The sequence below is a fragment of the Streptomyces sp. NPDC002076 genome (assembly GCF_053593835.1).
The window spans coordinates 162,021-176,286 of sequence record NZ_JBSFDI010000004.1 but is presented as its reverse complement, the minus strand read 5'-3'; the positions used below and the strand labels follow the sequence as shown (position 1 = coordinate 176,286).

Here is a 14,266-nt window from a genome sequence, read left to right as displayed (position 1 = left end):
GGCATGAACGGCTGTACGCGAGCACTGGACCAGGAGAGGACGAAGGTGACCGAGGGGACCGGCGTCGTCGCCGGGGACCTGCCGGACGAGCTGACCGCGGCCGAGGCGGGCATGTGGCAGGCCTTCCGCAACGGCAGTGTGTACGACCTGAGCTGCGGGGACACCGTGGTGGACGATCCGCACGGCGGACACCCCTGGGGTCCGGAGCGCACGGTGCGGGCGCGGATCGTGGCGTGGCTGCTGCTGGACGGCCCGCCGGCGCTCGCGGGCCGGGTGTCCTCGCTGAAGCTGACCAGCGTGCGGATCACCGGCACGCTGGACCTCTCGGGCGGCGCGGTACGGCCGTACGTCGAGCTGCGCGGCTGCCGCTTCGACGAGGAGGTCCTGCTGCCGGAGGCCCGGTTCACGACGTTGCGCATGGTGGACTGCGCGGTGCCCCGGCTGGAGGCGGCCCGGGTGCACACCGAGGGCGATCTGCATCTGGCGCGCTGCCGGTTCCAGAACGGGGCCCGGCTGACGGACGCGCACATCGGCACCGATCTGATGCTCAACGAGGCGGTGGTGTACCGCGACCGCAGCGGGCGGTCGATCTCGGCGGACGGCATGACCGTCGGCCAGGACCTCCAGGCGGAGATGCTGCAGTCGCACGGAGAGCTGCGGCTGCGCGGCGCCAAGGTGGGCGTCTCGCTCAGCCTGCGCGGCGCGAACCTGGACAACCCGTACTCCCGCTACGCCCTGAACGCCCCCCAGCTGACCGTCGAGCGCACCCTGTACCTGACCCCGGCCGGCGTCGGCAGCCCGCTGCTGAGCGGCACGACACCGGCGCGCGGGACGCGGATCCAGCGCTTCGACTGCCGGGGCGGGATACGGCTGGACGACGGGCGGTTCGGGGACGCCGTCGACTTCGAACGGGCCCGGCTCACCCTCACCGACGACCAGGAGCTGTCGCTGCGCCGGGTGCACGCGTCGGAGCTGCGCTTCCTCGGGGACGGGCCGCAGCGCGGCAAGGTGGTGCTGTCCGGTGCGCGGATCGTCAGCCTGGTGGACCGCGCGGCGAGCTGGCCGGGCCCCGGCAATCTGCACATGGGCGGCTTCGTGTACGAGAACCTCGTCCCGCGCGGCCCGTTCCCGCTGGCCGGCCGGCTGGACTGGGTGGCGGCGGCCACCGCGGAGTACGCCCCGGAGCCGTACGAGCGGCTGGCGGCGGTGCTGCGGGCGGCCGGGGAGGACGAGGACGCGCGCGAGGTGCTGCTCGCCAAACAGCGCCGGCGCCGCGAGACGCTGCCGCTGGCCGGGAAGTTCTGGGGGTACGTCCAGGACTGGACCGTCGCCTACGGCTACCGCCCCGGCCGGGCCGCGGTGTGGATGGCGGTGCTGTGGGCGGCGGGCACGCTGGCGTTCGCCCACGCGGACCATCCGCCGACGAGCCACGACGCGCACCCGTACTGGAGCCCGGCCCTGTTCACCCTGGACCTGCTGCTGCCGGTGATCGACCTGGGCCAGGTCGGCCAGTGGCAACTGCGCGGCGGCTGGCAGTGGCTGGCGGCCGTGATGATCCTCCTCGGCTGGATCCTGGCGACGACGGTGGCAGCGGGCGCGACCCGACTGCTCCGGCGAAGCTGAGCACCGGGGCGGGGCGGCGCTTGGCGGTACGGACGGCTGCGAGGGGGCGCGGGGCGGTGGCGGGGCGGGGTACTTGGCGGCGGTGCGGGCGGGGCGGACGGCCGCCGGGGGCCGAGCGCGGAGGCGCGGGCCGGGGTGTGGGGCGCGGCGCAGACGCCAGCCGCCCAAGAGGCGCGGGCGCCGCAGAAGAAGTCGCCGGGGCGCGGGCCGGGCGCGCCACCCGGGAATACACGAACTGCGCAGACGCCGACCGCCCAAGAAGCACGGGCGCCGCAGAAGACGTCGCCCGGAGCGCAGGCCAGACGAAGGCGCGCCACCCGGGCTGCGCGGGCAGCGCTGAGGCGGGCCGCCGGGGGCCGCGAACGCCGGCCACCGGGCGCGCGACGCAGAGTACGGCCACCCGGAGAGCGCGGGCGGCGCGGAGGCGAGCAACCGGGTTGCGCGGGCAGCGCTGAGGCGGGCCACTGGGGGGCGAACGCCGGCCGCCGGGCGCGCGACGGACGGGCGCCCGAGGAGCGCGGGGCGGCACAGGCGACGGCCGCCCTGGGGCGTGCGATGGCGGCACGCCAGTCCTCTTAGGGGTGCGAAAGCCACACACGTCTCAAAGGTTGAAGAATCACCTTTACTGGTCCTTGACCGTCCGCCATACAACTTTCCATGACTTGCCCGAAGCCTCTGGCGCGCGGCCGACCTGCGGTCTTTCAATGGTCGGCACCATGGTTCTGCTCCCCTCGTTCATCCGCCCCACCCGGATGACCAAACGCTCCGCGCGCCCGGCCGGCCGACCGCCGACCGGGGACGAGGTCGTACTCGACGCACCCGACGACCGCCTCTCGCCCGCTCTGGTCGCGGCCGGCCGGGGCGAGTACCAGGCCGCGGCCGCACTGCTCGCGACCACCCGCACCGGCGGCGAGTGGGAGAACCACGACCGGTACGTCCGGCATCTGGCCGCCTTCGCCCGTTCGCGTCCCGAGTGGTTCGAGTCCTGGCGGGCGGCCGCCCCGGCGAAGCCCGACGCCCTGCTGGTCGAGGCACAGCTGGCCGTGGACCGCGCCTGGCCCTCGCCGGCCCGCGCCGAGCTGCTGCGCGAGGTGAGCCCGCTGATCACCGCCGCCGCCCGCGCCGACGACCGCGACCCGGTGCCCTGGCGGATCGCGCTCGACCACGCCCGCGGCTCGCGGGCCGGTCACCGGTACTTCGAGGAGTTGTGGGAGGCGGCCGTCCGCCGCGCCCCACACCACTACGGCTGCCATGTGGCCGCCCTGCGCTACCTGGCCAGCTTCCGGCGCGGTTCCCACGGCGCCTGCTTCGACTTCGCCGAGCTGGCCGCGCAGGACGCCCCGGCCGACTCGCTCGTCCAGGCCCTGCCGGCCCGGGCCGCCTTCGGCTACCTGATCGACGGCAGCGGCCCCGAGATCCCGCGCCCCCGGCTGAATGCCGCTGCCGACCGGGCGCTCACGCTCTCCGCCCGCTTCCCCACGGCCGACCCGTGGGCCGCACAGGTCCGCAACAAGCTGTTGTACGTCCTGCTGCGCCTGCACCGCTGGGAGGACGCGCGCGCCGAGCTCAGCCGGATCGGCCCGTACGCCACGTCCTTCCCCTGGGAACGGTTCTCCGAGGACCCGCTCGGCCACTTCCTGCGGCTGCGCGAGCACCTGCTGACGGCGGGATCCCGGCCCGCCCCCGCCGGCCTCATGGCCCTGATGAGCGCGCCTGAAGCCACCCTCGACGAGCGCGGCGGACACGCGCCCGCCGGTGACCACTAGGCTGGTGCGTCGTGACCACCGTCCGTCTCCCGCTCTTCCCGCTGAACACGGTGCTGTTCCCGGGGCTCGTGCTGCCGCTGAACGTCTTCGAGGAGCGCTATCGCGCCATGATGCGCGAGCTGCTCAAGACACCGGAGGACGAGCCGCGCCGGTTCGCCGTCGTGGCCATCCGCGACGGCTACGAGGTGGCGCCGAGCGCCCCCGGCATGCCGGACCCCACGGCGCAGCCCGACCGCGGGCCGGCCGCCGGCTTCGGCCCGGACCCTCTGAAGTCCTTCCACGGGGTGGGGTGTGTGGCGGACGCGGCGACCGTCCGGGAGCGGTCCGACGGCACGTTCGAGGTGCTGGCGACGGGCACGACCCGGGTGCGGCTGCTCTCCGTCGACGCGTCGGGCCCGTTCCTGACGGCGGAGCTGGAGGAGCTGCCGGAGGAGCCGGGCGACGAGGCGGGCGCGCTGGCCGAGGGGGTGCTGCGCTCCTTCCGCCAGTACCAGAAGCGGCTGGCGGGCGCGCGGGAGCGCTCGCTGTCGACCGGCGCGGAGCTCCCGGACGACCCTTCGGTGGTGTCATACCTGGTGGCGGCGGCGATGGTGCACGACACGCCGACGAAACAGCGGCTGCTCCAGGCCCCCGACACCGCGTCCCGCCTGCGCGACGAGCTGAAACTCCTTCGCGCCGAGACCGCCATCATCCGTAGTCTTCCGTCTCTGCCCGCCTTCGAGCTGACACGGGCGCCGACGAGCTTGAACTGACGGCGACGGCGGGACGAGCCCGAGACGAGGAAGAACCGCGGAGCAGGACGGATGGCGAAGAAGTCGAAGAAGCAACAGCAGCAGTCCGGCGGCACCCCCGCGACGGTCGCCCTGTCCTCGGCCGGCGTGGACTTCACGGTCCACTCCTACGACCACGACCCCTCCCACCCCTCCTACGGCGAGGAGGCGGCGGAGGCGATGGGCGTCTCCCCCGACCGCGTCTTCAAGACCCTGGTGGCGGACGTCGACGGCGCCCTGACCGTTGCGGTGGTCCCGGTGTCCGGCTCCCTGGACCTGAAGGCCCTCGCGGCGGCGGTGGGCGGCAAACGAGCCACGATGGCCGACCCGACCCTGGCCGAGCGCACCACGGGCTATGTCCGCGGCGGCATCTCACCCCTGGGCCAGCGCAAGAAACTCCCGACGGTCCTGGACGACTCCGCCGGGGCCCACGAAACGATCTGCATCTCAGCAGGCCGCCGGGGCCTCGAGGTGGAACTGTCCCCAGCGGCCCTGACCGAACTGACGAACGCGGTGCTGGCACCTATCGGGCGGGGCTGACGGAGGGCGGACTTCCGCCGTCTGCCGGGGGCCGACCGATTCGGGTGGGTGGGAAGCGGGTGGTCCAGGAGGGCGGAGCCCCCGTGGTCACGGGGTCGGTGTCTCGGGGTCCCCGGGGCCGAACTCGGGGTCGCGGGGGCCGAACAGTGCCGTGAGGCCCAGGTGGACCAGCAACGCGCCCAGCGGCCAGGCCAGCAGCGCCCCCTTGGCGTTCAGCTTCAGCGGCGCCGAGAAGGTGACCCCCTTCCCCACCGCCTTGGCATGCGCGAGCACGTCGGACATGGGCCCGAGCCACACCCCCAACCGCCACGCCAGCACCGACCCGAGCAGCGCGCCCAGCCCGAGCGCCACCACGACCGGCACACCCCCGCGCCGCCGCAGCAGGAAGACCACCACCGCGCTGACGAGCCCGAAGCCCAGCCCCAGCAGGGTGAAGGTGCCGTCCACGCCCGCCGCCTGCTCGCCCTCGCTGTCCTTGAGGTAGACGACCCAGCTGTCGTCGACCACATCGCCGACCAGCGGCACATGCGGCGCCAGCCACCACCACAGCAGCCCCAGCAACACCCCGCCCAGTGCCACCGCCACAGTGATCACGGCGGCATCCCGCAGTTCGGTCTTCATCCCGGGGCCGTCCTGTTCGTACACGCCCTCGGACATCCCGGCAGGCGGCGGCGCCTGCCAGACATCGTCCGGGGACTGGTTGTGCGGCGGCGTAGGCGGAGTCAACGGTGCGGTCACCCTGACATCGTGCCAGGTCGCGCTGTGCGCCGCGTCACCGGACGGCGGCCCTGCGGTACGCCCAGGCCGCCACGGCCAGCGAGACGACTCCGACACCGGCGCACACCCCCAGGTCGATCAGCACGACGGCCCAGTCCGGATGGGCCCCGAAGGTGCGGGCGTACGCCTCCACGCCGTACGTCGACGGCAGCAGGTCCCGCGCCAGCCGTACGACCTCCGGCATCCGGTCGGCCGGCAGCACACCCAGCAGCAGCGCCGCCGACATGCCCAGCTGCCCGAGCAGCGTGGCCAGCTCGGGCCGCGGCGCGAGCAGCCCGCAGGCGGCGCCGAGCCCGGACAGCGCGGCCCCGGCGAGCGGGATCACGGCCAGGAGAATCCACAGATTGCCCAGCGGCAGCCCGAACAGGACGCACCCGAAGACGGCCGTCACCAGCGTCCCCGGCACGGTGAAGGAGGCGTACGCCGCCGCCGCGCCCAGCACCACGGCCGCGGGCGGCACCGGCAGGGTGGCGTAGTGGTCGAGCCCGCCGCTCGCCCGCAACTGCCCGAAGTACTGCGCCAGCAGATTCAGCGCCACATAGGCGACGACCAGCACCGACGACCCCGCCACCACGGACTGGGCCTCACTGCCGCTGTCGACGACGCCCCGCATCATCACGGTGATGCCGACGGACTGGAAGGTCGCCACGAACAGCAGCGGAATCCGGGCCACCCGGGCCCGGGACAGCTGCGCCCGGTAGACGGCCGCGAGCGACGGCCACAGCCGCGCGGCCGGCCCGAGTTCGGCCGCGCCCCGTGCCGTCTCCGGCACGGCCGGGGCACCGCCCGGCAGAACCTCCGCGGGTACGACACTCACGTCGAGCTGCCCCTCTTCCGTACCGCAATCGCGTGGACCGGCGTACAGACCCATACGCACCGCACGTCCGCCGCGCTCACGCCTTCACCAACCCCTTCCGGGCCTCGCCGCCGAGCGCCAGGTAGACGTCCTCCAGGCTGGGCGTGGCGAGCGTGAAGTCGTCCAGGGCGGCGAAGGCGGCCCCACCGGTCACGGTGGCGACGGCGGCCCGGGCCTCCTCGGGCGCGAGCCGCAGCGTCCAGCGCCGGCCGGACTCCACGGCGCGCTCGCGCAGCGCGGCGACCTCGGGCACCTGGAGCGGCGCCCGGTCCCGCCACACCAGCTCGACCCGCACCTCTCCGGCGACCCGTTCCTTCAGCCCGGCCGGGGTGTCACAGGCGATCACCCGGCCCTGGTCGATGACGGCGACCCGGTCCAGCACGGTCTCGGCCTCGATGACGTTGTGGGTGACCAGCAGCACGGTCGTACCGCGCTCGGCGCGCCGCCGGTCCACGGCCGCCCAGACCGCGCGCCGGGCCACCGGGTCCATGCCGGTGGTCGGCTCGTCCAGCACGAGCAGCGGGCGCTCGCCGACGAGGGCGGCGGCGAGGCAGGCGAGCCGCCGCTGCCCGCCGGACAGCTTCTTCAGCGCCCGCCCGGCGATCGGCGTGAGCCCCAGCTCCTCCAGGACGGCGTCGCGCTCGGCCCGGGCCCGCGTCACCTCCAGCCCGCGCAGGCGTCCGGTGGTCTCGGCGGCGAGGGAGACGGTCAGCTCGTCCAGCGCGGAGGACTCCTGCCCCAGGTAGGCGAGGAGGCGCGCGGCCCGCTCGGGGTGCCGGACGATGTCGTGCCCGAGGATCTCGATGCTGCCGGTGTCCGGCCGGAGCAGCCCGGTGAGCTGCCGTACGAGCGTGGACTTGCCGGCGCCGTTCGGCCCGAGCAGCCCGAACACCTCGCCGCGCCGCACGTCCAGGTCGACCCCGTCGGTGGCCCGCACCTCGGGGGTGCCGGGCGCACCCCGACGGCCCTTCACGGCCGGATAGGTCTTGCCGAGCCCGCGCACGCGTACGACCTCGTCATACCGAGGTGCCTGTGCCGCGCGCGTACTCACAAGGGACGAGAGTACGGGGTCGGACCGCTTTACTCGCCTTTGGGGCCGGTTCCGTACGCGACCGGTAAGAAATCCCCGCCGTCATTCCCCCGTCGCGCTCTCCGCCGCCGCCGGAACGTCGATCTCCCGCCAGAACCCCGCCCGAATGGCGTAACGGTCGTGCTCGTCGATCTGGTCGTCCTTGTGGGCGAGCAACCCGAACCGCGCGGCGTACCGCAGCAGCTCGCCGTCGATGCGGTGGGGGATGCGCGGATACAGCTGCGAGAGCTTCTGCAGCTGGCCCTGGTCGCCGAGCCGGGACATCCAGCGGCGGGCGAAGACCTGTCCCACCTCGTAGGGGTCGCCGCCGACGGTGGTGATGTCCTCCTCACGGTCGGCCCACCGCTGCTCGGCCGTGGTGAGCTGGGCGAGCGTCGGCATTGCGGCGACCTCGGGCGGCTCGACCGCGCCCGGCCGGTCCACCCAGCCCTTGTCGGAGGACCAGCGCAGGGTCGCGGTCGCGGGGTGCTGGGCGGACGGGGTGCCGGGGGCGCGCAGCGCGGCGAGGTCCTTCGGGGTGGGGACGCCCTTGTGGGCGGTGGCCCGCTCCTGGGTGCCGTTCTCCGTCACCGCCACGGCCGGCTGGGGCGCGCCCTGTTCGGCCGGCCGCTCGGCCGCCGCGGCGAGCGCGGACTCGGGCAGCGGCGCGGACAGGATGGCGGCGATCTCGGGCCGGGGCGCGGGCGGCGGGGCGCAGACGCCGGTCAGTTCCTTGGCGCGGACGGCCTGGGTGATCCAGGCGCGGTCCAGCACACGCCGCTCGTCGGCCTCGGCGACCAGGTCCTCGGACTGGTTGTAGTCGCCGTCGGCGGCCTGTACGGCCCACAGGTGGACGGCGACGCCGTGCTCCTTGGCGGCCATCATGCCGGGCAGCAGATCGCCGTCACCCGTGACGAGGACGATGTCGGAGCAGGCGCGGTTGCGGGCCAGCTCGGTCAGCTCGGCGTGCATGGCCGCGTCCACGCCCTTCTGCGCCCAGCGCCCGTCGCTGCGGGTGAGGGCGCCGAGCCGGACGGTCACCCGGGGCATCACGCGCAGCCGGCGATGCTCCGGTTGGGGGACACGGTCGGGGGCGCCGTCGAACCAGTAGATGCGCAGCAGGGGACGCTCGGTGTCGGACTCCGCGCGCACCCGCAAGGCCTGGATCAGCGCGGTGTGGTCGACGGTGATCCGGGACCGCGAGGGCTCACCGGCGAGGAGGCTGGCGGCGGCTCCCAGCAGGTACCCGGCGTCCACCAGGACGATGCAGCGGTCCACGCGACTCACCCTCTTCCCGGGAGGTTTTGCTTCGGGCTTCCTTCGAGTCTGCCCGACGGCGCGGGGGTTAACGGCCCGAACTCGATCTTCGGCGTGGCGTTTCCGGATCCCGCTCGCCCACCTGCCCTGTCACACACGGTAATTATCCGACATGCGCTTGATGTCAGCGTATGTGAATCTGGTCCCGGCCCTGGCCCCTAGATCCCCCACAGGAGGCAGATCACCATGGCCAAGAACAAGAACCGCAAGCAGGCCGGCCCGCAGAACCGCGCGTCGCACGCCGAGCAGAGCAACGAGCACGCGCAGCGGCAGACGGAGGCTCACGAGTCACCGGTGTCGCACATCCAGGGCAGTCCCGCGGATGTTGCAGGCAAGAAGCGAAAGAGCTTCGGCCACAACTAAAGGGCAGTTGAAGCCCAGGCACGCAGGAGGGGCGCACCTTGACGGGTGCGCCCCTTCGTGCGTGCCGGCGTCGGGTGCGGCGTCAGCCGGCCAGGCAGGACGGGCCGAGCAGCACCTTCAAGTCGCCGAAGAGCGCGGGGTCGGGCTTGACCCGGTGCCGGTCCAGGCGCAGCACGGTGGTCTTGCGCGGGCCCTGGAGCTTGATACGGACCTCGCTGTCGCCCTTGTGGTGGCTGAGGATCTCGCCGAGGCGGCTGACCATGGGCGGAGTGACCTTCACGGCCGGGATGGTGAGGATCACCGGCGCGTTGGTGCCCGCGTTGGACAGGTCCGGGACCATCAGCTCCATGGCGACGAGCCGGGGCACGTCCTCGCGCTTGTCGAGGCGTCCCTTGACGAACACCACGGCGTCCTCGACGAGTTGGGTGGACACCAGTTGGTAGGTCGCCGGGAAGAACATGCACTCGATGGAGCCGGCGAGGTCCTCGACGGTGGCGATCGCCCAGGCGTTGCCCTGCTTGGTCATCTTGCGCTGCAGGCCGGAGATGATGCCGCCGATGGTGACGACCGCGCCGTCGGCGTGCTCGCCGCCGGTGAGCTGGGCGATGCCCGCGTCGGCCTTGTCGGCGAGGACGTGCTCCAGGCCGAAGAGCGGGTGGTCGGAGACGTACAGACCGAGCATCTCCCGCTCCTGGGCGAGCAGATAGGTCTTGTCCCACTCGTCGGTGGAGAACTCCACGTCGAGTCCGAAGCCGGGCTCGCTGCTGGTGTCCTCGCCCATGCCGCCGAAGAGGTCGAACTGCCCCTCGGCCTCCTTGCGTTTGACCGCGACCACGTTGTCGATCATCGGCTCGTACTGCGCCATGAGGCCCTTGCGGGTGTGCCCCATGGTGTCGAAGGCGCCGGCCTTGATGAGCGATTCCGTGGTGCGCTTGTTGCAGACCACCGCCTCGACCTTGTCGAGGTAGTCGGGGAAGGAGGCGTACTTCCCCTTCGCCTTGCGGCACTTGATGATCGACTCGACCACGTTGGTGCCGACGTTGCGGACGGCGGAGAGGCCGAAGAGGATCACGTCGTCGCCCTGGGCGGCGAAGTTGGCCTCGGACTCGTTGACGTTCGGCGGGAGCACCCGGATGCCCATGCGGCGGCACTCGTTGAGGTAGACCGCCGACTTGTCCTTGTCGTCCTTGACGGAGGTCAGGAGCGCGGCCATGTACTCGGCGGGGTGGTTCGCCTTGAGGTAGGCGGTCCAGTAGGAGACCAGGCCGTACGCGGCGGAGTGCGCCTTGTTGAAGGCGTAGCCGGCGAAGGGGACCAGCACGTCCCAGAGCGCCTGGATGGCCTCGTCGCTGTAGCCGTTCTTGCGGGCGCCGGCCTGGAAGATGGTGAAGTTCTTCGCCAGTTCCTCGGGCTTCTTCTTACCCATCACTCGGCGGAGGATGTCGGCCTCGCCGAGCGAGTAACCGGCGATGATCTGGGCGGCCTTCTGCACCTGCTCCTGGTAGACGATCAGGCCGTAGGTGACGTCCAGGACCTCCTTGAGCGGCGCCTCCAGCTCGGGGTGGATCGGCGTGATCTCCTGCTGCCCGTTCTTGCGCAGGGCGTAGTTGGTGTGGGAGTTCATGCCCATCGGGCCCGGGCGGTACAGGGCCGACACGGCGGAGATGTCTTCGAAGTTGTCGGGCTTCATCAGCCGCAGCAGGGACCGCATGGGGCCGCCGTCGAACTGGAAGACGCCGAGGGTGTCGCCGCGCTGGAGCAGGTCGAAGGTCGTGGGGTCGTCGAGCGGCAGGGACAGCAGGTCGATGTCGAGGCCCTTGTTGGCCTTCACCATCTTGACCGCGTCGTCCATGATCGTGAGGTTGCGCAGGCCCAGGAAGTCCATCTTCAGCAGGCCGAGCGACTCACAGCTCGGGTAGTCCCACTGGGTGATGGTCACGCCGTCGGTGTGCCTGACCCACACCGGGACGTGCTCGGTGATGGTCTCGCTGGACATGATCACGCCGGCGGCGTGCACACCCATCTGCCGGACCAGGCCCTCCACACCGCGCGCGGTGTCGATGACCTTCTTCACGTCCGGCTCGTTCTCGTACATCCCGCGGACCTCGCCCGCCTCGCTGTAGCGGGGGTGGCTTGGGTCGGTGATGCCGGACAGCGGGATGCCCTTGCCGAGGACGTCGGCGGGCATGGCCTTGGTGATGCGGTCGCCCATCGCGTACGGGTAGCCCAGCACGCGCGCGGAGTCCTTGATCGCGTTCTTGGCCTTGATGGTGCCGTAGGTGCCGATCATGGCGACCTTGTCGGCGCCGTACTTCTCGGTCACGTACCGGATCACCTCGACGCGCCGGCGCTCGTCGAAGTCGATGTCGACATCGGGCATCGAGATGCGCTCGGGGTTGAGGAACCGCTCGAAGATCAGGCCGTGCGGGATCGGGTCGAGGTCGGTGATGCCCATGGCGTAGGCCACGATCGAACCGGCCGCGGAGCCTCGGCCGGGGCCGACGGCGATGCCGTTGTTCTTGGCCCACATGATGAAGTCGGCGACCACGAGGAAGTAGCCGGGGAAGCCCATCGAGATGATGACGTCCATCTCGTAGTCGGCCTGCTTCTGGCGGTCCTCGGGGACGCCGCCCGGGTAGCGGCGCTCCATGCCGCGGCGGACCTCCTCCTTGAACCAGGTGACCTCGGTGTAGCCCTCCGGGATGTCGAACTTGGGCATGAGGTCGCGCTTCTCGAACATGCCGTCCGTGTCGACCATCTCGGCGACGAGGAGCGTGTTGGCGCAGCCTTCCTGCCACGCGTCCGAGGAGTCGATGGCGTACATCTCGTCCGTGGACTTCAGGTAGTAGCCGGTGCCGTCGAACTTGAAGCGGTCCGGGTCGGAGAGGTTCTTGCCGGTCTGGATGCACAGCAGGGCGTCGTGGGCGCCCGCCTCGTGCGCGTAGGTGTAGTGCGAGTCGTTGGTGACCAGCGGGGGGATGCCGAGCTTCTTGCCGATCTCCAGCAGGCCGTCGCGGACCCGGCGCTCGATCTCGATGCCGTGGTCCATCAGCTCCAGGAAGTACCGGTCCTTGCCGAAGATGTCCTGGTAGTCGGCGGCGGCCTTCAGGGCCTCGTCGAAGTGGCCGAGGCGCAGCCGGGTCTGCACCTCGCCGGAGGGGCAGCCGGTGGAGGCGACGATGCCCTCGGACCACTGGGCGATGGTCTCCTTGTCCATCCGGGGCCACTTCTGCAGCCAGCCCTCGGCGTAGGCGTCGGAGGAGAGGCGGAAGAGGTTGTGCAGACCGGTCTTGTTCACGGCCCACATCGTCTTGTGGGTGTAACCGCCGGAACCGGAGACGTCGTCCCGCTTCTGGTGCGGCTGGCCCCAGAGGATCTTGCGTTTGTTGCGCCGGGACTCGGGGGCGACATATGCCTCGATCCCGATGATCGGGGTGACTCCGGCCTTCTTCGCGGAGTGGAAGAAGTCGTACGCCCCGTGGAGGTTGCCGTGGTCGGACATGGCGATGTGCGTCATGCCCATCTCGTTGCAGGCGTTGAACATGTCCTTGAGCCGCGCGGCACCGTCCAGCAGCGAGTACTGGGTGTGGACGTGCAGGTGCGTGAAGGGCGGCTTTGACACGGTATGGCCTCCAACGGAAACACGGGGTGGCGGGCGGGCGGACAGTTCTGGGGTCAGCGTCGAAGTCTATGCCCCGGGACTGACACAGGCGGGGGATCCCTGCGTACCTTCATGCGGGAACCGGGCACTCCCGCGTGGCGTCGCCCGTTGGAGACGGCAGAAACGCTGTCGTACAGGTATGCACGGAAAGCACCAGGAGGCACCCAGCGATGTCGTTCCCCCAGCTCAACGACGAGCAGCGCGGCGAGGAGATCCTCGCCGTCTTCGACACCGCCTTCGGCCGGCTCCTGGCCGCCGATCCGGCCGCGTTCCGGGTGAAGTTCCGGAAGATGGCGGCCTCGGCGTTCGCGTTCTACCGGGGCACGGCGTGCCTCTTCTACCACGACCTGACTGCAAATAAGGAGTTCGGCTCGAAGCGCGGTGGTCCATTTCTGGACGACCGCACCTCGCGCGTGTGGATCCACGGTGATCTGCACGCGGAGAACTTCGGCACGTACATGGACTCCAACGGCCGCCTGGTCTTCAACGTCAACGACTTCGACGAGGCCTACGTCGGCCCCTTCACCTGGGACCTGAAGCGCTTCTCGGCGTCGATCGCGCTCATCGGGTACGCGAAGGCGCTCGGCGACGAGCAGATCACCGAGCTGGTGCGCGTCTACGCGGGCGCGTACCGCGAGCGGATCCACGCCCTGGCCACCGGCGCGAAGAGCGACGAGGTGCCGCCGTTCACCCTGGACACCGCCGAGGGCCCACTGCTGGGCGCCCTGCGCGCCGCCCGCTCGCTGACCCGTTTCGAGCTGCTGGACTCGATGACGGAGATCCGGGACTTCGAGCGCCGTTTCGCGCCGGGCGGCGGCTCCATCGAGCTGGACGCGGCCACCCGCTACAAGGTCCTCGCGGCCTTCGACGGCTACCTGGAGACGCTGCCGGACTCCTCCCTGGCCCGCCCGGACTCCTACCGCGTGAAGGACGTCGTCGGCCGCCGCGGCATCGGCATCGGCTCGGCGGGCCTGCCGTCGTACAACATCCTCCTGGAGGGCCACAGCGACGCCCTGGAGAACGACGTCGTGATCTACATCAAGCAGGCCCAGACCCCGGCCGTGTCCCGGCACATCACGGACCCGGCCATCGCCGGCTACTTCCAGCACGAGGGCCACCGCACGGTGATCTCCCAGCGCGCCCTGCAGGCGCACGCCGACCCGTGGCTGGGCTGGACCGAGCTGGACGGCGCGGGCCAGCTGGTGGCCGAGGTCTCGCCGTACGCCGTCGACCTGGACTGGGGCGACATCGACGACCCGGAGGAGATCGCGCAGGTCGTCGCCGACCTGGGCCGGGCCACGGCGACCATGCACGCGGCGGCGGACGACACCTCCGGCGAGTCCTTGGTGCCGTTCTCCACCGAGCGGGCCATCGACGCGGCCATCGCCGCCGACGAGGAGGGCTTCGCGCCCCTCCTGGTGGACTTCGCGCACGGCTACGGCGCACGCGCGCGTGCCGACCACCAGATCTTCGTCGACCTGTTCCGCAACGGCCGGATTCCGGGGCTGTAACCTTCCCGTACTC

At 71.7% G+C, this 14,266-nt stretch carries 11 protein-coding genes; 6 read left to right on the top strand and 5 right to left on the bottom strand.

The features are described 5' to 3' along the window. Positions 1–45 precede the first annotated feature (45 nt). From ACWCQS_RS10465 to ybaK, 4 genes are all read left to right on the top strand, one after another. Entirely contained in the window at positions 46–1,623 is a 1,578-nt protein-coding gene (locus ACWCQS_RS10465) for an oxidoreductase (protein ID WP_451004058.1), read from the top strand. 704 nt (positions 1,624–2,327) lie between these two features. Then, positions 2,328–3,389, top strand: a complete 1,062-nt coding sequence (locus tag ACWCQS_RS10460; protein WP_451004057.1) for a hypothetical protein — start codon at positions 2,328–2,330, stop codon at positions 3,387–3,389. An 11-nt stretch (positions 3,390–3,400) separates the two neighbouring features. Further along, on the top strand, positions 3,401–4,141 hold the full coding sequence (locus tag ACWCQS_RS10455; protein WP_451004056.1) for an LON peptidase substrate-binding domain-containing protein: 741 nt from the start codon (positions 3,401–3,403) through the stop codon (positions 4,139–4,141). A gap of 51 nt (positions 4,142–4,192) precedes the next feature. Next, entirely contained in the window at positions 4,193–4,699 is a 507-nt protein-coding gene (ybaK, locus tag ACWCQS_RS10450) for a Cys-tRNA(Pro) deacylase (RefSeq protein ID WP_451004055.1), read from the top strand. An 87-nt stretch (positions 4,700–4,786) separates the two neighbouring features. On the opposite strand, the gene ACWCQS_RS10445 is transcribed toward ybaK, so the two are convergent. The 4 genes from ACWCQS_RS10445 to ACWCQS_RS10430 all read right to left on the bottom strand — a co-directional run bounded on the left by ACWCQS_RS10445 (position 4,787) and on the right by ACWCQS_RS10430 (position 8,679). Further along, positions 4,787–5,437, bottom strand: coding sequence for an AAA family ATPase (locus tag ACWCQS_RS10445; RefSeq protein WP_451004054.1), 651 nt, complete (start codon positions 5,435–5,437; stop codon positions 4,787–4,789). Between the two features lie 34 nt (positions 5,438–5,471). Then, positions 5,472–6,293 (bottom strand): ABC transporter permease, encoded by an 822-nt coding sequence (locus ACWCQS_RS10440; protein WP_451004053.1) that lies wholly within the window; start codon positions 6,291–6,293, stop codon positions 5,472–5,474. Positions 6,294–6,369: 76 nt separating this feature from the next. Next, positions 6,370–7,383: an ABC transporter ATP-binding protein gene (locus ACWCQS_RS10435; RefSeq protein ID WP_451004052.1), complete on the bottom strand. Its 1,014-nt coding sequence runs from the start codon at positions 7,381–7,383 to the stop codon at positions 6,370–6,372. A gap of 81 nt (positions 7,384–7,464) precedes the next feature. Next, positions 7,465–8,679, bottom strand: a complete 1,215-nt coding sequence (locus ACWCQS_RS10430) for an NYN domain-containing protein (protein WP_451004051.1) — start codon at positions 8,677–8,679, stop codon at positions 7,465–7,467. Between the two features lie 225 nt (positions 8,680–8,904). Here ACWCQS_RS10430 and ACWCQS_RS10425 point away from each other — a divergent pair, with 225 nt between their 5' ends. After that, positions 8,905–9,081 (top strand): hypothetical protein, encoded by a 177-nt coding sequence (locus ACWCQS_RS10425; RefSeq protein WP_451004050.1) that lies wholly within the window; start codon positions 8,905–8,907, stop codon positions 9,079–9,081. Between the two features lie 82 nt (positions 9,082–9,163). Here the strand turns inward: ACWCQS_RS10425 and dnaE are convergent, their stop codons facing one another. Continuing rightward, positions 9,164–12,703: a DNA polymerase III subunit alpha gene (dnaE, locus tag ACWCQS_RS10420; RefSeq protein WP_451004049.1), complete on the bottom strand. Its 3,540-nt coding sequence runs from the start codon at positions 12,701–12,703 to the stop codon at positions 9,164–9,166. A 209-nt stretch (positions 12,704–12,912) separates the two neighbouring features. Here dnaE and ACWCQS_RS10415 point away from each other — a divergent pair, with 209 nt between their 5' ends. Beyond that, positions 12,913–14,253, top strand: a complete 1,341-nt coding sequence (locus ACWCQS_RS10415; RefSeq protein WP_451004048.1) for a DUF2252 domain-containing protein — start codon at positions 12,913–12,915, stop codon at positions 14,251–14,253. The last annotated feature ends 13 nt before the right edge of the window (positions 14,254–14,266 follow it).